This window comes from Campylobacter showae, assembly GCF_900573985.1.
In the GTDB taxonomy this organism is placed as follows: domain Bacteria; phylum Campylobacterota; class Campylobacteria; order Campylobacterales; family Campylobacteraceae; genus Campylobacter_A; species Campylobacter_A showae_E.
In genome coordinates this window covers 1,637,119-1,655,008 of record NZ_UWOK01000001.1, presented here as the reverse complement: position 1 = coordinate 1,655,008, position 17,890 = coordinate 1,637,119, and the positions used below count along the sequence as shown (strand labels likewise).

Below are 17,890 nucleotides of genomic sequence, written 5' to 3'. Positions count from 1 at the left end.
TTTTTATAGCAGTCTTAAATTTTGGCCGATAGAGGCTGTTTGCCAAACTATATAATTAGATTTACAGACCAAATCTGGATAATTTTGTAAGCCAGTAGTTAGCTAAATTTGCCACTGGAAAGCAAAATCATTTATAAACATCAAGGCTCAAATTTAGCTCGTCGATTATGCGCAGCAGTTGCGAGATCTCATCTTTTATGGCCTGCGCATCAGAAAGGCTTAGCGGCGGGTCTAATAGTGAACTTTCAAAACGGTTTTTTGCACCGTTTAAAAAGAGATAGAATTTATTGTCCATAAACGCCGCGCTTAGCGATACGGCACTGTCAAAACCCTGCTTAACCTCGCGTAGGCGTTGCATAAAACCGGGGCTTAAAAGATAGCGCGCTTCTATTTTGTCGTCGGTAAATACGCGAAATTCGTTGTTAAACTCCGTATCATCAAGCATCTCTTTTTCGCCAGATATTTTCGTATTTAGCACCTTTTTGTCGGCTAGTATCGTTTGTCCTTTGAAATTTTTATAAAACTCGCAGACTAGTACTGTACCGTTAAAGTCCATGTATTCGTCGTATATGACTTTGCTTACTCTCAAAAGCGCCAGATAAGGGTTTTTTGAGCCGTTTGAGTCATATGTTTTTTCTACTTTTATAGCCTCGCTTAATTGAAATTTGACATTAGCGTAAGTACCGCTTATTTGGTCTTCGCCGTAAAAATTTACGCGACTGTATATTCCGCTTTTATAAAATTCGTTTGCGGTGATGCCTTTTTGAGGCTCGTATGTAAAATTGCTATCTATATCGGCAATTACCGTGCTAACAAAAACATTTTTGTAGAAGCTTCTATACTCTTCCAGCGTTTTTTCTACTTTTGGAATCCTCGGCGTGACGTATATTGGGATGACTGCAAATAAAAGAAAGAATATTTCAAAGCGTCGCTCCATAATAATAAAAATTAGTATTGGTGCGACAAATGTCGTTATAGTCATAAATGTAGCGTATTTTTTGACTATTTTTTTACACTCATTTTGCTTTTGCGTTACGGCGGCGATGGCTTCTTTTATTTTTGGATTTATCATTCGTAAAAAACTCGGTTTAGATAAAGGCCGTTTGGCGGTGCGGGAATACGCGTGAGCGGCTTTTGCTCGTAGATAGCCTGGCGTAAAAGCTTTTTTGCTTTTAGGAAATTTTCGTCTCGGCAGCTACTTTCGGCTTCGTTTAAATTTGAGTTTTTAGCGTCAAATTTTGAGGCGACGCACTCGGCGTGTTCGGCTGTCAAATTTGCGTTTTTTTCAAATTTGACTAAATTTATGCTTTCGTGGCTTTTTGTCAGGACATTATCGCGGCTTTTTTTGTTTAAATTTGTGTCCAAATTTACCGCCTCGGCGCGCTCAAATTTAAACTCATGCGTCTGCATTTGTCTAAATTTACCGCTTTTGGCAAGCTCGAGCGCCTTTAAAACGCTAGCGACCATGAGGCGAACCTGGGCGCGCAAAAAGCCGTTTGCTTTAAAGATGATAATCGTTCGTTCGCCGCGCTCGTAGCAAAAGGCCTTTGAAACGCGCCGCACCGGGCTTTTGATATCGCTACCAAGCTTCATAAACGCGCTAAAATCGTGCTCGCCGACAAAAAGCGCAAGCAGTTCGTTTGCTAAATTTAGGTCAAATTTGGGTAAAAAAGTCTCGTAAGACGACAAAAAAGGCGAAAACTCGCCGTGATTAATCACGTATCGATATGCACGTGCCGTGGCGTCGTATCGCGGATGAAAGTCGTCTTTAACGCGGATTATAAATTTGACGTGAATAGCCGGATGGGCGTGGCGGTTAATGAGAGCTTTTAGGCGCGCAAAGTCCTTAAAATGCTCGCCGCACTCCACGCAGGCGACTTGATTGTTTGCGTGCACTCCCTTGTCTGTGCGCGAGCTGGAGATTATTTTGCTAAAGATCCCTACATGCGCTAGGGCTACGCCCAGAGCGTCCTCAACGCCATTTTCGTGCGGCTGGGTCTGCGAGCCCTGAAATTTCGACCCGTCGTAGCTAAAAACGAGTTTAAGACGCACTTAGTATCTTTTTAAAATTTTAGCCCTAAAGCTAAAAATCGAGGCAATGAAAAATAACAAAAATATCGCCGCAATCGCGATAAAAACGCGCGAACTAAAGAGCATAATGAGCGTAAAATATCCAAACAGCACGCCAAATATCCCAAAATACACAAAGCCTTTTTCGTAGCGGTAAGTCACGATACCAAGGCTCAAGGCAAAAAGCGTCGTCGCTAGCGGGAAAAGCGCGATGAGAACGTAGGTTGCGAAGTCTTTGGCGCGCTTTTTATCTTCGCTCATTGCCTGCCAATACTGCACAAACGACTTCGTCTGCGCGACGCTGTCCTCTTGGGCGGTGCTGATTTTCATCGTGCCAAAGTCGGTTTTATGCCACGAGGCGTCTCTTATATCGTAAATTTTACCCTCCGATAGCGTAAACTCAAGCACAGCGTTGTTGTTTGTTAGGCGAGCGTTTTTGGCTAGAACGAACCTATGCGCGCCTTCTTTTGGCGAATAAAGCGTCACACCCTCGTAAAGCGTACCGTTTTCATCGTGTTTTTCGTTTTGGATAAAGACCATCCAGTCGGAAAATTTTTGTCCGAATTCGGTCGTTTTTAAATTTAGCTTGGCGACGGTTTTTTTGTATGAGACGAAATTCGCGTTTAGCTCCGCAGCCGTAGGGATCAGCACTATCGCGGTAACGATGAGAAAGGCTGAAACCGCGCCGCTAACGATGAGGAAAAATTTAGCGATCCTAACGGGCGAATATCCGAGCGTAAAAAGCACGATACTCTCGTTTTCGCGAGAAAGCCTGAAAAACATAAGCGCAAGCGATGCAAAAAACGCGATCGGCACGGTAAAAAGCAGTACTCTAGGCAACATAAACATATAAAGTTTAAAAAGCTCTAAAAACGAGATCTCGATATAGGAGGTGATGCGCGCGATCTGGATAAAAAACACGATCGACATAATGAGAAAAAGCGTCGCAAACAGCGATGCAAACGTGCTTAGGAAGTTTGAAAAAAGATAGCGCGCCGTCCTATCCATAAATCAGCCCCAAGATGTAGATAAACCAATCCTTAAACGCATAAACTATAAGCGTAGCAAGGCTCAAAAATGGCACGAAAGGCAGCTCATATCCGCGCTTTCGCACGATGACGTATGCAGGCAGCGTAAGTAGCGCCGAGACATAGATCGCCATGAGGCCAAGCTTGATACCTAAGATCGCACCCATAACGCCCGCGATAAAGATGTCCGCAGAGCCCATGGCTTCGCGCTTGAGAGCTAGGCTAACGACAGCGCGCAGTAGCCAAAAGGCAAACATAAAAATCGCAGCGTTTATAAACGAATCAAAGGCGCGCAAAAGCTCATCAGAGTCAAAAGAGGCGGGGAGATTAAAACCGTAAAGTAGCGAAAATGCAACGCTGGCAAAAAGCAGCGGATCGGGAACAGCCTTGTAACGAAAGTCGATCAGGCTAAGCGCTAGCAGCAAGATAAAGCAGATACCAAGCATCGCCGCCTTAAAAATCGCGGTGTAAAAGCCGTCCGTAAGAGGCTCAAGTCCGTGCGTCTCAACGCAATACGTAAGCACGCAAAGCAGGCCGCTAGCAAGCTCAACTAGAGGATACTGAAAGCTGATTTTTTCGCCGCAAAACGCGCACTTGCCGCGTAAAAACAGCCACGCAAAAATCGGGACGTTATGATATGGCTTTAGCGGAGTTTTACAGCTTTGGCAGTGAGAGGCGGGGAAATTTATGCTCTCTCCGCGCGGCATGCGGTAGATCAGGACGTTGCTAAAGCTGCCGACTACGGCGCCCAAGATAAAAAATAATAAAATAAAAAATACAACGGCGAAAATCATAACTCTCCTAATTTAATTTATAATGCATTTGGCTGCTTGCGATTATTTTTGAGCTAGCGGCGACGTTTTTAAGCAATGTTTGCGCAAATTTGCCGCGCTGTTTTTAGCTAAAATTTGACTAGTTTTAGCGCCGCAAAAAGCATAAAACACAAAATTTAAAGGCGATTTTAGCGAAATATTGCCTTGAATGATTTTAAATTTAAAGATTTCGGTTCAAAATTTATGGAAAACGGCGTTGCGGCAGGGCTTTTATTTGTCAAATTTAAAGTCACTTTTTCGGCGAGCGAATCAAATAAAACGACGCAAATTTAAAAGATAGCAGCAGTCAAAAACACCAAATTTTAAAGTCCGCCAAACCTTCTATCTTTTTTCTTAAATTTGGCCGCTATCTGAGCCAGCTCCTCGCGCGTAAAATCTGGCCAAAGCGTGGGCGTAAAGGCAAATTCGGCATATGAGGCCTGCCAAAGCATAAAATTTGATAGCCTCTGCTCGCCGCCCGTGCGTACGAGAAGGTCGATGGGCGCGGGCTCATCAAGGCACTCTTGCAAACTATCTTCGCTCAAATTTAAAGCTAGATTTTGGGCGTCAAATTCGCCTCCGTTTTTTTCGCAAAATCTCCTAAAGGCTCTTAAAATTTCATCTTTTGCGCCGTAGTTTAGGGCTAAATTTAACTTTAACCGCGAGTTTTGAGCGGTCGCGTTTTTGATCTCCTTAATCTCGTTTTTTAGCTTATCGCTTAGCGGGCTTTCGTCGCCGATAACGTTAAATTTGATGCCGTTTTTGATAAAACTATCGCGTTTTGATAGTAAAAACTTATGTAAAAGCTCCATCAAAAACGCCACTTCGCTCTTTGGGCGCTTCCAGTTTTCGGTGCTAAATGCATAAAGGCTCAGCACCGCCACGCCCTCGTCGATGCAAAACTCGCACATCTGCTCCACGACGTTTGCGCCCGTTTCGTGCCCTTTGGTACGTAGCAAACCGCGGCTTTTGGCCCATCTGCCATTGCCGTCCATGATGATGGCGAGGTGATTTAGCTTGTTCATTTTAGCCCTTAAAATCTATTATTTTTCCGCTTGGATCAAAGAAAGCGGCGATGTTTTGAGTCGTTTGCGCTTCGCAGCTAAACTCGTCTCGCAAGAGCCTAGCAACCTTGTCAAACGGCGTTTGGGCGCTGATTATCCTGGCGCCTTTTAGCGTAAAAATAATCGGAGCGAAATTTGAAAAAATAAGGTAAATTTGACTCGTTTTAGCGCCGTCAAATTTCATCTGAAAAACGCCTTTTACGCCGTTATAGACAAACGAAATGTTAATTATACTTTTTTGCAGCGCAAGCAGCATTTGAGTTAGATTTTCAAACGACTCCCGCGAGTCTTCCGCGCTAAGACCGTTAAATATATATTCATAAAACCAGTTTAGATCGGGCTCGCTTATCAGCCTTTCTATTAGCGCGAGCCCGTCGGGCGCGGCGTAGGCTAAATTTGGCTTTTTAAAGAGATTTCTTATCACGATATTTTCGGTGCCGCTTGCGATCTCGCCCCAGTATTCGCCGTCCACGTCGAGGCTTTTCATGCTTTTTGTGCTTAGGATTTTGTTGCCCATTTTGAGATTGTATCGATTGTAACCCGTCTTTTCGGCGACCTTGATACTGATGGGCAGGCTCGCGTTTAGAGCCGTGCCCGCGCCGCTGCTTGCGATTTTTTGCACTCGTGAGACGGGATTTATCATAGCTTGGTTGCTAAATTTACGATTTGCCGCGCCGCGTCATCTTTAGATGTTAGCGCGATATTTTGCGCGTCACGGCGCGTAATAAAGGTTATTTGCGTGCTATCAGAGCCGAAATTTATATCGCCGCCCAGCACGTTTAGGCAAACGGCGTCGAGGCTCTTTTTCTTAAGCATATTTTTTGCGTTTTGCATAGCGTTTGCGGCGTCCATTTCCATTTTAAAGCCGATTTTTTTAACATTTTTAAAATTCGCGAAAGAGCCCAAAATGTCATCGTTTTGAGCGAGCTCCAGCGTCCAAATTTCGCCTAAGTTTTGCTTTTTTAGCTTGCCTTCAAATTTGGTTTTTGGAGTGTAGTCGCTAACCGCAGCCGCCATCGCAAGCAAATTTGCGTCCGTCAAATTTACGCGTAGTAGCTCTTTTAGCTCCGCCGAGCTTTGAAATTTGAGCGTTTTATAAGGAGCGTTTGCTGTTTCAAAGCTAGCTATCAGCGTCACGTCCGCACCCGCGTAGTAAAACGCATCGGCAAGCGCTTTTGCCATCTTGCCGCTAGATAGATTCGTCACGGCTCTTACGTCGTCGATTTTTTCGCTCGTAGCGCCGCCCGTTACGACCACCTTTTGTCCTTTAAATTTGGGCTCAGCGAGCATCCTTTTGGTTTCGTAGATGATCGTAGATACGTCTGCCAGCGCGCCTTTGCCCGTGTCGCCGCATGCTAGTGTTTTTTCTACCGGTTCGATAAATCTCGCGCCGTTTGCGGCTAGAAACTCGAAATTTTTGCGCGTAGAGAAGTGATTTATCATTTTGTCGTTGGCTGCGGGCGCAATGAGTAGGGGAGCCGGGCTAGCGATCAGAGTCTGCATAAAGACGTTATCGCAAATGCCGCTTGCAAGCTTGTTTATCGTATTTACGCTCGCGGGCGCGATAAGGATGAGATCGGTTTTGGCGTAGGCGATGTGATTTAGCCCATCCTGCCAACTCTCCGTGCGCGAGGTTAAAATTTTATGCTCGCACAGCGCTTCAAAGCCGGCTTCAGAGCAAAATTTAAGAGCCCCTTCGCTAAGCATAACGCGCACGTCCGCACCCTCTTTTTTTAGCGCGGATAAAATTTCATAAGCCTTATAAAACGCGATACTGCCGCAAACCGCGAGCAAAATTTTTTTATTTTTTAGCATTTTAGTCGCTTTTCGTATCGTTAAAAAATTTATAAAAAAAGCCTTCTTTATTTACCTGTTTCGTGCGGCTGATGGCTAGCGCGCCGCTTGGTACGTCGCTAGTTACGGTGCTTCCTGCGGCGATTAACACGTCGTCGCCGACTTTTACGGGAGCTATGAGCTGCGTGTCCGAGCCGATAAAGACGTTTTTGCCGATAATCGTTTTATGCTTGGCTTTGCCGTCGTAGTTGCACGTGATCGTGCCGCAGCCTACGTTTGAGCCAGGGCCTATCTCGCAGTCGCCCAGATAGCTTAGGTGGCCCGCCTTGACGCCGTTTAGCCTGGCTGCTTTTAGCTCGACGAAATTTCCGATGTGAGTGTTTTTGATTTCGCATTTTGGGCGCAGGTGCGCTAGAGGGCCGACGTCCGAGTCCTCGACGACGGAGTTTTCTACGACCGAGCCGCTTTTGATGACGGAGTTTTTGATGACGCATTCGCCGATGACGCTTACGTTTTCTTCGATGACGCATTCGCCTTCAAATTTTGCTCTAGAGTCGATGTAAATGCTATTTGGTAGCCGCATTAGCACGCCGCTTTTCATCAAATTTTTCTTGATTTCGTCCTGCATCAAATTTTGGGCGATACTTAGCTGAAATTTATCGTTTATACCCATGAAATTTTGCTCTTCGACGCTGATAGCCCAGCACTTTAGACCGCGCTCGTTTGCTATTTTTATCGCGTCGGTTAGGTAAAATTCTTTCTGCGAGTTTTCGTTGCCGATGAGAGGCAAAATCTCGCGTAAAACTTCGCTTTTAAAGCAGTAGCAGCCGGCGTTTGCGCTTTTTATCATTTTTTGCGTCTCGGTTGCGTCTTTTTGCTCGACGATGGCCTCTACTTTGCCGTTATTTATGATCACGCGGCCGTAGCCGTAGGGGTCTGCCGCCTCAAAAACGCTTAGCGCAACGTCTGAGTTTCCCGCGCTTAGGCGGATTAGGTCGTTTGTTTTGATAAGCGGCATATCTCCGCACAAAATCAGCGTTTTTTCGCTATTTAACGGTATGTTTTTTAGCGCGCCCGCAGTGCCCGGGAACTCTTTTAAATTTTGTTCGTAAATTTTAGTTTGAGGGAAAATTTCTTTGATTTTAGCTTCCACTAGCTCTTTTTGATAGCTCAAAACCACGCTCACGTCGCTACTGATCTCATAAGCCTTGCGCAAAATATGGATAATCATCGGCTCTCCGCAAAGCTCGAAAAGCACCTTTGGTTTGGTTGATTTCATCCTTGTGCCAAGCCCCGCGGCAAGCACCACTACGCCGATATCGCTCATCTTTTTTCCTTGTTTAAATTTGAGCGATTTTATCTCAAATTTGCTAAATGCGCGATTAATGCTTTTTGGACTTAACAATTTCTTAAGCATTAACTAATATAATCACGGCCTTTGAATATAATCAAAATCAAATTTAAAGGATATAACTTGCTTTCATTTTTAAAAAAGGCTTTAAGAAGAAATCAGTTTTTGTTTAATCTCCACCTGATTTTATCGATTATTTTTGCCGTTCCGCTACTCATTATCGGCGTTACTGGCGCGATTTTGTCGTATCAGCATGAGCTTGATGATCTTATAAATTTAAACGCTCCCAAAGTACAAAAAACGGGCGAAATGCTAAGCGTAGAAAAAATCCTGCAAAGCTTTAGCGAGCAAACGGGCGTTAAACAGCCGGCAAGGCTCGTGCTACCCAAAAGCGAAAACGAAGCGGTCAAAATTTATGCTAGCAATAGCGATACCTATCTGGTCGATCCGTACACCGCGCAGATCATCGGCAAGGACTATGGAGTGGCCTTTGTTCGCACCGTAATGTCGCTACACCGAAATTTAGGTTTTGCGCTAACTGGCAATAAAACCGCTGGCGAGGTCGGTAAGCAGATTGTAGGCGCTAGTACGGTCGCGATGATAGTGCTCGTGATAAGCGGCGTTTGGTTGCATTTTCCAAGGATAAAACGCAAATTTGCCGAGGCGATAAAGCCGAATTTTAAACTCAAAAAATACGCCCTTTTTCACAACCTGCACACGAGTTTAGGCGCCTTAAGCGCGGTGATTTATCTCGTCATCTGTCTAACGGGGCTCATGTGGTCGTACCGCTGGTATAACGGCGCGGTGACTGAGCTTTTCGTTAGCGCGCAAAATTTGCCTAAAGAGGCCGAGCGCAAAGAGGGCGCGCCCGCAAAAACAGAGGGAAAAAAGAGCGCCGAGTATAAATTTAGCGATGTGCAGAGGGCTTACGAGATATTCAGATCAAGCGGCATAGAGTATAAAGAATTTAGCCTGATGCTAGCGGCCGGAGATAAGATAAACGTCAGATACTACGAACCTGACGCGCCTAGCACCGCTCGTCCGAAAATGACCTCCGTAAACGTAAAAGAGGGCAAGATGGCGGAGCAAAAACAAACCGAGGGCATAACTGTAGGCATGGTAAAGAGCACGAACTATCAGCTGCATACGGGGTATTTTTTCGGGATTGCGGGTAAAATTTTGTGGTCGGTAGTTTCGCTTTTGATGGCGCTTTTTATATTTAGTGGCTTTTATATGACGGCAAAAAGGGCGTTTAAGTCAAAAAGGGCTTAGCTAAATTTGCCTTTTGCTAATCATTGATAGCGTGCGAGCGATAAATTCGTCAAATTTACGCTCGCGGCAAGACGCTATCTCTTGCTCTCGTTTAAAATTTTGCTTCGTTTTTTTTAATCAAATCTTAGTACAAAACTAGAGTTTAAATTTGGGTGAGAAAAGTACCGAAAAATCGAAATTCGACCAAAAACACAAAATTTAAAAAAATTTACCCCAATTTGGAACGCCTTTTGCAAAAAGCTAATCTAAGTTTAACTGTTTTTTCAACTAAAAAAAACTAAAATACAAACTAAAATTTTTAAATAGAAAGTTGCAAGATGGATTTAGGTAGCCTCGTCGGTTGGATAGTTATTATGGTTCTTTTGCTAGGTTCCATGCAGATGGGCGTCGGAATCGGAGCTTACATCGATATTCCCTCTGTTTTGATTGTTTTTGGCGGTACGATTTGCGCGCTGATGATCGGCTTTAAGATGGAGCAGATAAAAAAGCTAGGCACGTTTTACGGCATCGCGGTAAAACCAAAAACCTACAATCTCCCAGAAATCGTAAAAAAAATGGTCGAGTACTCCACGAAAGCTCGCCGCGACGGTATCTTGGCGCTTGAAAGCGATGCAAATAACGAAACTGATCCGTTTCTAAAAAAAGGCCTATCTATGGCGGTTGATGGCAACGAACCGGACGCCATCAGGACGCTGCTTGAGATAGATATGGAGCAGTCTAGCTCTAGACACGGCGATAATATCAAAATTTTCGAACAAATCGCGGGCTTTGCGGGCTCGATGGGTATGATCGGTACGCTCATCGGTCTGGTCGCGATGCTCATGAACATGTCAGATCCCTCGGCTATCGGTCCATCTATGGCGGTTGCGCTCATTACGACGCTTTACGGCGCGATGATAGGAAATATTCTGGGCTCGCCCGTGGCAAACATCCTAAGTATCCGCGACAAGGACGAAGGCACGGCAAAGGTGCTGATGCTAGAGGGTATAATGGCGATCCAAGCCGGCGACAACCCTAGGACGCTCGAGATGAAGCTACTATCGTTTTTACCGCCTAAAGACCGCGTCAGTCAGTTTGATAAGTAGAAAAAATGGCTAAAAAGTTAATCGATCCGGGCGACTGCCCCAAATGCTTACCCGAGTGGCTCGCGGCGTTTGGCGACTTGATGTCGCTGTTGCTTTGCTTTTTCGTACTGCTTCTTTCTATGAGTACGATGGACGCGAAAAAGCTAGAAGCAGCGATCGGCTCGCTAAGCGGGGCTTTGGGCGTGCTTGAGGGCGGCACGAAACCGGACGTCAGCGCCGAACAAAACCAAGACGACCACGCCACCTCAAACAAAGAGCGCACTGGCGTGAAATCAAATTTCGAACAAACCCTGCGCTCTATCAACGAGCTTTTGCATGCTAGCGGCTCGCCCGAGGTTACGTTTGAGGAGAGCGAGAGCGGATTTGTGATCAGGCTACCTGCAAATTTACTCTTTGCAAAAGATAGCGCCCAGCTGCAAAATGATGATGCGCTGCTATTTTTAAAACGTATCGCGATGGTGATAGCCAAGCTACCGCCTGACGTCGTAGCAAACGTGATCGGACACACCGACAGCGAGCAGCCGGGGTCTGCCGAGTTTAAAGACAACTGGCAGCTATCGTCGGCTAGAGCTATCAGCGTGGTTAGCGAGCTCATCAAAGACGGCGTCGATCCTAAAAAGCTAACCGCGTCTGCAAAGGCCGAATTTGAGCCGTTTGCGACGAATTTTACCGAGCAGGGCAGGGAGAAAAATCGCAGGGTCGAGATCCACTTCGTTTCGTTAAATTTAGACGACAAAGCCAAAACACAAAAAAGCATACTGGATGCGCAGGAGTAAATTTGAAAAAACTGACGTTTTTGCTGTTTTTTATCTTTGCGGCGGTCGCGATCGGCGAGGATAACGTCACGATCCCGACCGTAAATCTCAGCCTAAGCGCGCCTACTACGCCCACTCAGTTAGTTAGCTCGCTAAACGTCTTACTTGTCCTAACCGTCCTCACGCTCGCTCCTTCGCTAGTTTTTATGATGACCAGCTTTTTGCGGCTCATTATCGTTTTTTCGTTTTTGCGCCAGGCGATGGGTACGCAGCAGATGCCGCCGTCTACGGTGCTTATTAGCCTTGCTATGGTGCTTACGTTTTTTATCATGGAGCCTGTGGGCAAGCAAGCCTACGAAGCGGGCGTGCAGCCGTATCTAAGCGAGCAAATCGGCTACCAAGAAGCCTTTGAGCGCGGCGTGAAGCCGTTTCGCGAGTTTATGATAAAAAATACGCGCGAGAAGGATCTGGCGCTGTTTTTGCGTATCAGAAATATGCCAAACCCGCAAAGTTTAGACGATATCCCGCTCACGGTCGTGATGAGTGCGTTTATGATCAGCGAGATGAAAACGGCGTTTGAGATAGCCTTTTTGCTTTATCTGCCGTTTTTGGTCATCGATATGGTCGTTAGCTCCGTGCTCATGGCGATGGGTATGATGATGCTGCCGCCGACGATGATTTCACTGCCTTTTAAGCTACTTATTTTCGTGCTCGTCGACGGGTGGAATTTGCTCGTCATGAATCTCGTTAAAAGCTTTCATTAGGTTTTTTGTCGCTATAATCTTAAAAATGCTCCGCGCGCCGCTTAAATTTCCATTTTATTTTACCTACGGCGCCAGATTTCAGACGGCGCAAACCCGCTCAGATTTAGCCCGCGCCGCCCAGAGCTAATAGGAAAGGGTTTAGATGAAAAAAATTTATATATTTTTGAGTTTTTGCGTTTTTTTAATCGGTTCGGAGGTTAAATTTGAAGGGAATTTGCCCGAGCTGATTTTGGCCGCTCAGAGCTCAAATTTAGCTCAAATCTCAAACTACGAACCGCAAAAAGCGCAGCTGCAAAAAGACGCCGTAAAAAGTGCATATATGCCAAGTCTCACGGTTGACGGCGGATACAGCTTTTTAAGCGGCGACATAAACGTCCTGCGCCCGCAAAGAGCCGCCACGGCAAGAGCGATTTTGGAGCTTGCCGTTTATGACGGCGGTAAAAGAGAAGCCCTGCTAAGCTCGCTTTCGCACATTAGCGCGGCTGAAATTTTAAAAAACGAGGAGTATCAAAACCTGCTTGCGTTTAACGCAACTAAGCTTTATTTTGGCTTTTTGTCGCTGAGCGAGCTCGCGCTGGCAAAAGAGGGCGAGATAAACTATCTAAAAAACGCGCTAAATAGGCTGGAAAAATACTACCGCGCGGGGCTTAGCGACGAGAGCGAGTATGAAGCGATAAATGCTAGATACGCCATGGCGCTCGCCGAACGCCTCGAGATCTCGCAAAATCAAAATGAGATAAAAAATCAAATTTATGCGCTAACGGGCAGAGATATCGAGCCTGTGGCGGGCTCTAGGATCGCGTTTGCAGACGACGACTCCGCGCCGCAAAAAAGCGAAAAGCCCGAGCTTGAGGCGCTTAGTCTAAATTTCGCCGCGGCTCTTGAGGACGAAAAGATAACCGCGTCCGAGACTAACCCGCAAATTTTCATCAAAAACACCTACACCTTTATGCGCACGCATTACGATAGAAACTTGCTGCCCGCGCAGTATCGAAGCGTGCTGGAGCCGTATTTTGACGACTTTTTTAAGCCAAATTTAAATACAAACGAGCTGATTTTGGGCTTTAGCTGGAAGGCGTTTGATTTTGGCGCAAACAAAAAGCGGCGCGAGATAAAGCGCATTAGCGCGCTGCAAGCGAAGTTAAATCTGGATCAAAAGCGCTTGCAAAACGAGCTAAATTTGACGAATATCAAAAACGACCTAAAGACGCTCGAGCAAAAGATAGCCGCGGGCGAAAGCGCGGTAAATTCGGCGCAAACCTCGCTAAAAGCCGTCAGCAAAAAGTACGAGGCTGGACTGCTTGGGTACGTCGAGTTTTTAAACGCGACCGCGCAGAGCTTTAGCGCAGGCAGCGCGCTGGAGCTAAGCAAGAGTAAATTTGAGATCAAAAAGGCGGAGTATCTGTATGAACGCGGCGGCAAGATCGCCGAAAATATCGAAAAAACGGAGCGCAAATGAATAAAATTTTACTTTTTTTACTGAGCGCGGCGGTTGCGCTTTGCGCGCAGGATAAAATTTACGCGAGCTTTGACGTCGCAGCGGCAAAAGACGCGCAGCTCGCGCTAAAAGCCGTCGGTATCGTAAAGACCGTAAACGTAGAAATCGGCTCCGAGGTAAAGCGCGGCGACGTGCTACTAGAGCTTGAAAACGAGAGCGAAAAGCTAGCCGTAAAGCTCGCGCAAAACGACCTAGAAAGCGCGCAGACGGCAAAAGCCCACGCAAAAAGCGTGCTAGATAAATTTAAGCTCGTTCAAAGCGTGAGCTCGAAGCAGGCTTTTGAAAATGCGGAATTTGATTTTAAAAACGCTGCGCTAGCCGAAAACAGAGCTCATCTGGCGTTAAATTTGGCGCAAAAGCGGCTAGAAGACACGCGACTACTAGCACCTTTTGACGGGACGATCTCAGGCAAGAGCATCGAGGTCGGCGAGGGTGTCGGCGGCGTAGCGCAAAAGCTGATGTCGATTTTTTCCTATCCGGACGTCAAGCTCAAGCTCAGCTTTGATGAGAAATTTAAAGACCGCGTGAAAATCGGTAGCGAATTTATCTATAAACTAGACGGCCAAATCGAGGAAAGACGCGGCGAGATCAGCCTCATCTACCCGACTATCGATACGAAAAACGGCAAAATTTACGCCGAAGTGCAGGTGCAAAATTTGACGCCGGGGCTTTTTGGCGAGGGGTATATCGTCTCTAGCGCTCAAGACGGGGATGCAACGAGCGATAAAAATGCCGCCGAGCCTAAAAACAAGGACGAAAATAAAACATTTGGGCTTAAATTTGAAGGTTTGAAAAGCGGCGGTCATGCCGCTGCTGGCGCGAAATTTGACGATAAAAAAGTCAGCCTTGACGCGGCTAGGTTTTTAAATTTGAGGGCGCAAACGAAAAGCGAGATAAATTTAAACTCAAATTTGGATTGCGGCGTTAAATTTGAGTTCGCCGCGAAAAATGCAAATTTGGCGGGCGCGTTAAATTTGTCGCATAAACAAAGCGGCACAAATTTAAACGCGGAATTTGGCGTGGCGCAAATTTTACTCGCCGATAAATGCCAAGCGCTTTTTGCGGAGCAGAGCGGACGGGTAAATTCGCCGCAAAGGCCCGTTTTAGCGAAGGCGCGAAATGTATAAGCTAGCCATAAATCGCCCGATTACGACGCTGATGTTTTTCGTCGCGCTCGTATTTTTCGGCGCGATGTCGCTTCTTAAGATGCCGGTAAATCTCTTCCCCGAGGTCGTCATCCCGCTGGTTAAGATCACGACCTATGCGCCCGGCGACATGAGCCTCATCGAGAGCAGGGTCACTAAAAAGATCGAGGACGAGGTCTCTACGATAGACGGTATCAAAAAGATCAGGTCGTATACATTTAACAACCTCAGCATCGTTTTGATTGAGTTTAATCTCAAGAAAAACATCGACGTCGCCGCGAACGACGTGCGCGACAAGGTTGCAAAGGCAAAGCTGGACGTCCAGCCCGAGATAGAGAAAATTAGTAGCGATAGCGGCAAGGTGGCGAGCTTTTTCGTTAGCCGCAAGGACGAAAATTTAACCGCGCTCATGCAAACGGTAAAAGACGAAGCAAAGCCGTTTTTGCAGCGCGTAAAAGGCGTAGGCAAGGTCGATGACAAGGGCTTTTTGGAGCCTGAGATTAAAATTTACCTAGATCCGTTTAAGCTCGATAAATACGCTCTAACCGCAGCCTCGGTCATAAATATAATTAAATCGCAAAATTTAAAAGCGCCTTTAGGAAAGCTCGAAAACAGCGAATTTGAGATATTTTTAAAGAGCGAATTTGACGCTAAAAGCGTTCAGGAGCTAGAGGAAATTCGCCTGCAAAAGGACGTGTTTTTAAAAGACGTCGCGCGTGTGGAGCTATCTCATCACGACACCGACGCCGTAGCGATGTATAACGGCAAGCGCGGAGTGCTGCTCGACGCTATAAAAGTAAGCGGCGCAAACACTATCGAGACGGTAAACGCGCTTAAGGCTAAAACGGACGAACTAGCGGCGAGACTAGGCGCAAACTACGAAGTGGAGAGGGTTTATGAAAAGAGCGAAAGCATCCTAAAGCACATAAATCAGGTCAAATTTGACATGATGCTAGGCGTCGCGCTCACGGTCGTCATCGTCTTTTTCTTTTTGCGAAGCTTTAGCGCGACTATCATCGCCGCTCTTGCGATCCCGGCTAGTATCGTGGGGACGTTTTTTATCATCGACGTTTTGGGCTTTGATCTAAACCGCCTCACGCTGCTGGCTCTCACGCTTGGTATAGGTATATTTATCGACGATGCGATCGTGGTCGTGGAAAATATCTCCAAAAAGATGCAAGAAGGCGAGAGCAACCCGCTAAAAGCTAGCTTTGAGGGCGTACGCGAGATCGCATTTAGCGTGCTTAGCATTAGCGCGGTGCTGCTTTGCGTGTTTGTGCCGATTGCTTTTATGGAGGGCATCATCGGGCAGTATTTTAACTCCTTCGGTATGAGCGTGAGCGGCGGTATCGTGGTGTCGTTTTTGGTTTGCATTATGCTGATACCTAGCCTTGCGGCGAGATTTTTAGGCAAGGGCGAGAGTAAATTTTACCGCGTGACGGAGCCATTCTTTGAGGCGCTCGAGAGCGGTTATGAGCGGCTTTTGAAGCTTATTTTGAGGTTTAAAACTGCGTTTGTTATACTCACTTTGGGCGTGCTGGCCCTTTGTATGAGCCTAGCCGGTAAGGTTGGCATGGACTTTTTGCCCGTCGAGGATGAGGGGCAGTTTGAGATATTTTTAAAAGCAAGCCCGGGTATCTCGGTCGAAGCTATGAGCGCGAGAGCTAGCGAGGTCGTGCGCGAGGTAGATAGCGATCCGCGCGTCGAGTATTCGTATATGATCGCTGGCTACACGGACTCAAAGGACGCGTACAAGGCTAAAATTTACGTCCGCTTAAAGGGCTTTGAGTCGCGAAAAGAGCGCCAAACGCAGATAATGGACGAGTATAGAAAAAAGCTTAAATTTGACGACCTCTCGGTAAAAGTTCTGCAGATACCATACGTCGATACAGGCAGCGACAGCGAGCCCGTACAGCTAACGATCACGGGCGATAGCCTAGAAAAGCTAGACGAAATCCTGCCAAAAGCCATAGCCATGGTGCGCGCGATAGAGGGCACGACGGACGTGGGCAGCGATAACGAGGACAAGATAAACGAGCTACAAATCAGCGTAAATAAAGACAAAGCCAAACGCCTAAGCGTCGATCCTAGCGCGGTCGCGCAGGTGATATACGCGTCCTTTGGGCAAAATAGGCTTGGTAGTTTTGATAACGGCGACGCGCAGTACGATATGATACTGAGATTTGACGACGAGTACCGCAAGGACGCGCAGGCGCTGCAAAAACTAAAGATCAAAAACGCCCACGGCGAGAGCATAAGCCTAAGCGCGGTGGCGGAGTTTAAGACGAGCAAGACCTTTTCCGTGATAAACCGCTTTAACAAACAGCGTCAGATCAGGATAGTCGCAAACGTGGATAACGTCCCGCTGGGTGCCGTGCAAAAGGGTATCGACGAAAATATCGGTCAAATTTTGCCCGCAGGCTACGACTACGTGATGACGGGCTTTATCGAGATGATGAACGACACGAACGCGGCCTTTGTCTTTACGATCAGCCTTAGCGTCGTGCTCATCTATATGATCCTAGCCGCTCTTTACGAGAGTTTTATTTTGCCGCTCATCATCATGATCTCGATGCCGCTTGCCTTTGGCGGCGTGGCGGTCGGGCTGTATCTTAGTGGTAACTCCTTTAGCTTGTTTGTCATGGTCGGCGCGATATTGCTTTTTGGTATGGTGGGTAAAAACGCGATTTTGGTCGTGGATTTCGCCAACCGCTACGCAAACGAGGGCGTGGAGCTAAACGAAGCCATCGTGCGCGCGGGAGTTAAGAGGCTACGAGCGATACTGATGACTACTTTTGCGATGATATTTGCGATGCTGCCGCTAGCGCTTAGCAGGGGTGCGGGATACGAGGGCAACTCCCCGATGGCGATCTCGGTGATCTCGGGGCTTATTAGCTCGACGCTGCTAACGCTACTTGTGGTGCCGGCACTCTTTGGCGCGGTGTATAAGATAGATAAATTTGTGAGTAAAATTTATAAAAGAGAGGAAATTTAGGGCTTAAATTTAAGCTTGCTTTAGGCGAGACCTGCATCAAATTTGCGCTTGACGTTTGCTCTACCGTTGGGCGCAAATTTTGTTTAAACTAAAAAGCTGATTTTGCTTTGAGACCACATTAAATTGATTTCCGTAATTTAACGTAACAAATTTGTCGTTTTTCATTCGTCTGCCTCTGCTAAACCCTGTTTTTAAATATTTAACGCAAAATATAGATTCCTTATTTATTTGATAATGGTTTTAGAAATTATTAATTT

The 17,890-nt window shown here is 46.4% G+C and carries 15 protein-coding genes; 7 read left to right on the top strand and 8 right to left on the bottom strand.

Annotated features, from left to right (window positions below):
* Window positions 1-127 precede the first annotated feature (127 nt).
* The 8 genes from EE116_RS08270 to glmU form a co-directional block, all read right to left on the bottom strand.
* Entirely contained in the window at window positions 128-1,072 is a 945-nt protein-coding gene (locus tag EE116_RS08270; protein ID WP_122874006.1) for a DUF3137 domain-containing protein, read from the bottom strand.
* Complete coding sequence (gene truA / locus EE116_RS08265) at window positions 1,069-2,052, bottom strand: tRNA pseudouridine(38-40) synthase TruA (protein ID WP_122874005.1); 984 nt, start codon at window positions 2,050-2,052, stop codon at window positions 1,069-1,071. The genes EE116_RS08270 and truA overlap by 4 nt, the downstream gene beginning before the upstream one ends.
* On the bottom strand, window positions 2,053-3,078 hold the full coding sequence (locus tag EE116_RS08260) for an LptF/LptG family permease (RefSeq protein WP_122874004.1): 1,026 nt from the start codon (window positions 3,076-3,078) through the stop codon (window positions 2,053-2,055).
* The gene (locus EE116_RS08255; RefSeq protein WP_122874003.1) at window positions 3,071-3,892 is read right to left on the bottom strand and encodes a prepilin peptidase; all 822 of its coding nucleotides are present in this window, start codon (window positions 3,890-3,892) and stop codon (window positions 3,071-3,073) included. Before EE116_RS08255 ends, EE116_RS08260 begins: the two co-directional genes overlap by 8 nt.
* A 341-nt stretch (window positions 3,893-4,233) precedes the next feature.
* The gene (gene uppS, locus EE116_RS08250) at window positions 4,234-4,935 is read right to left on the bottom strand and encodes a polyprenyl diphosphate synthase (protein ID WP_122874002.1); all 702 of its coding nucleotides are present in this window, start codon (window positions 4,933-4,935) and stop codon (window positions 4,234-4,236) included.
* 1 nt (window position 4,936) lies between these two features.
* The gene (locus EE116_RS08245; protein WP_122874001.1) at window positions 4,937-5,617 is read right to left on the bottom strand and encodes a hypothetical protein; all 681 of its coding nucleotides are present in this window, start codon (window positions 5,615-5,617) and stop codon (window positions 4,937-4,939) included.
* Entirely contained in the window at window positions 5,614-6,789 is a 1,176-nt protein-coding gene (gene coaBC / locus EE116_RS08240; RefSeq protein WP_122874000.1) for a bifunctional phosphopantothenoylcysteine decarboxylase/phosphopantothenate--cysteine ligase CoaBC, read from the bottom strand. Before coaBC ends, EE116_RS08245 begins: the two co-directional genes overlap by 4 nt.
* A gap of 1 nt (window position 6,790) precedes the next feature.
* A complete protein-coding gene (gene glmU / locus EE116_RS08235; protein ID WP_122874468.1) occupies window positions 6,791-8,095 on the bottom strand; it encodes a bifunctional UDP-N-acetylglucosamine diphosphorylase/glucosamine-1-phosphate N-acetyltransferase GlmU in 1,305 nt (434 codons plus the stop codon).
* Between the two features lie 147 nt (window positions 8,096-8,242).
* On the opposite strand from glmU, the gene EE116_RS08230 reads away from it, so the two are divergent.
* The 7 genes from EE116_RS08230 (at window position 8,243) to EE116_RS08200 (ending at window position 17,633) form a co-directional block, all read left to right on the top strand.
* On the top strand, window positions 8,243-9,391 hold the full coding sequence (locus tag EE116_RS08230; RefSeq protein ID WP_122873999.1) for a PepSY-associated TM helix domain-containing protein: 1,149 nt from the start codon (window positions 8,243-8,245) through the stop codon (window positions 9,389-9,391).
* Window positions 9,392-9,708: 317 nt separating this feature from the next.
* Complete coding sequence (locus tag EE116_RS08225; protein ID WP_009494312.1) at window positions 9,709-10,476, top strand: motility protein A; 768 nt, start codon at window positions 9,709-9,711, stop codon at window positions 10,474-10,476.
* 5 nt (window positions 10,477-10,481) lie between these two features.
* The gene (locus EE116_RS08220; RefSeq protein WP_122873998.1) at window positions 10,482-11,252 is read left to right on the top strand and encodes an OmpA/MotB family protein; all 771 of its coding nucleotides are present in this window, start codon (window positions 10,482-10,484) and stop codon (window positions 11,250-11,252) included.
* A gap of 11 nt (window positions 11,253-11,263) precedes the next feature.
* Window positions 11,264-11,995: a flagellar type III secretion system pore protein FliP gene (gene fliP / locus EE116_RS08215; protein WP_420886359.1), complete on the top strand. Its 732-nt coding sequence runs from the start codon at window positions 11,264-11,266 to the stop codon at window positions 11,993-11,995.
* Window positions 11,996-12,137: 142 nt separating this feature from the next.
* Window positions 12,138-13,454 carry a TolC family protein gene (locus EE116_RS08210; RefSeq protein ID WP_122873996.1) on the top strand — a complete coding sequence of 439 codons (1,317 nt, stop codon included), beginning with the start codon at window positions 12,138-12,140 and terminating at the stop codon, window positions 13,452-13,454.
* Window positions 13,451-14,620 carry an efflux RND transporter periplasmic adaptor subunit gene (locus tag EE116_RS08205; protein ID WP_122873995.1) on the top strand — a complete coding sequence of 390 codons (1,170 nt, stop codon included), beginning with the start codon at window positions 13,451-13,453 and terminating at the stop codon, window positions 14,618-14,620. Before EE116_RS08210 ends, EE116_RS08205 begins: the two co-directional genes overlap by 4 nt.
* Window positions 14,613-17,633: an efflux RND transporter permease subunit gene (locus EE116_RS08200; protein WP_122873994.1), complete on the top strand. Its 3,021-nt coding sequence runs from the start codon at window positions 14,613-14,615 to the stop codon at window positions 17,631-17,633. Before EE116_RS08205 ends, EE116_RS08200 begins: the two co-directional genes overlap by 8 nt.
* Window positions 17,634-17,890: the final 257 nt, after the last annotated feature.

Coding starts and splice junctions, on each gene's coding strand:
- EE116_RS08270 (WP_122874006.1), bottom strand. CDS start 1,072: ATGATAAATCCAAAAATAAAAGAAGCCATCGCCGCCGTAACGCAAAAG.
- EE116_RS08260 (WP_122874004.1), bottom strand. CDS start 3,078: ATGGATAGGACGGCGCGCTATCTTTTTTCAAACTTCCTAAGCACGTTT.
- EE116_RS08255 (WP_122874003.1), bottom strand. CDS start 3,892: ATGATTTTCGCCGTTGTATTTTTTATTTTATTATTTTTTATCTTGGGC.
- uppS (WP_122874002.1), bottom strand. CDS start 4,935: ATGAACAAGCTAAATCACCTCGCCATCATCATGGACGGCAATGGCAGA.
- EE116_RS08245 (WP_122874001.1), bottom strand. CDS start 5,617: ATGATAAATCCCGTCTCACGAGTGCAAAAAATCGCAAGCAGCGGCGCG.
- coaBC (WP_122874000.1), bottom strand. CDS start 6,789: ATGCTAAAAAATAAAAAAATTTTGCTCGCGGTTTGCGGCAGTATCGCG.
- glmU (WP_122874468.1), bottom strand. CDS start 8,095: ATGAGCGATATCGGCGTAGTGGTGCTTGCCGCGGGGCTTGGCACAAGG.
- EE116_RS08225 (WP_009494312.1), top strand. CDS start 9,709: ATGGATTTAGGTAGCCTCGTCGGTTGGATAGTTATTATGGTTCTTTTG.
- EE116_RS08220 (WP_122873998.1), top strand. CDS start 10,482: ATGGCTAAAAAGTTAATCGATCCGGGCGACTGCCCCAAATGCTTACCC.
- EE116_RS08210 (WP_122873996.1), top strand. CDS start 12,138: ATGAAAAAAATTTATATATTTTTGAGTTTTTGCGTTTTTTTAATCGGT.
- EE116_RS08205 (WP_122873995.1), top strand. CDS start 13,451: ATGAATAAAATTTTACTTTTTTTACTGAGCGCGGCGGTTGCGCTTTGC.
- EE116_RS08200 (WP_122873994.1), top strand. CDS start 14,613: ATGTATAAGCTAGCCATAAATCGCCCGATTACGACGCTGATGTTTTTC.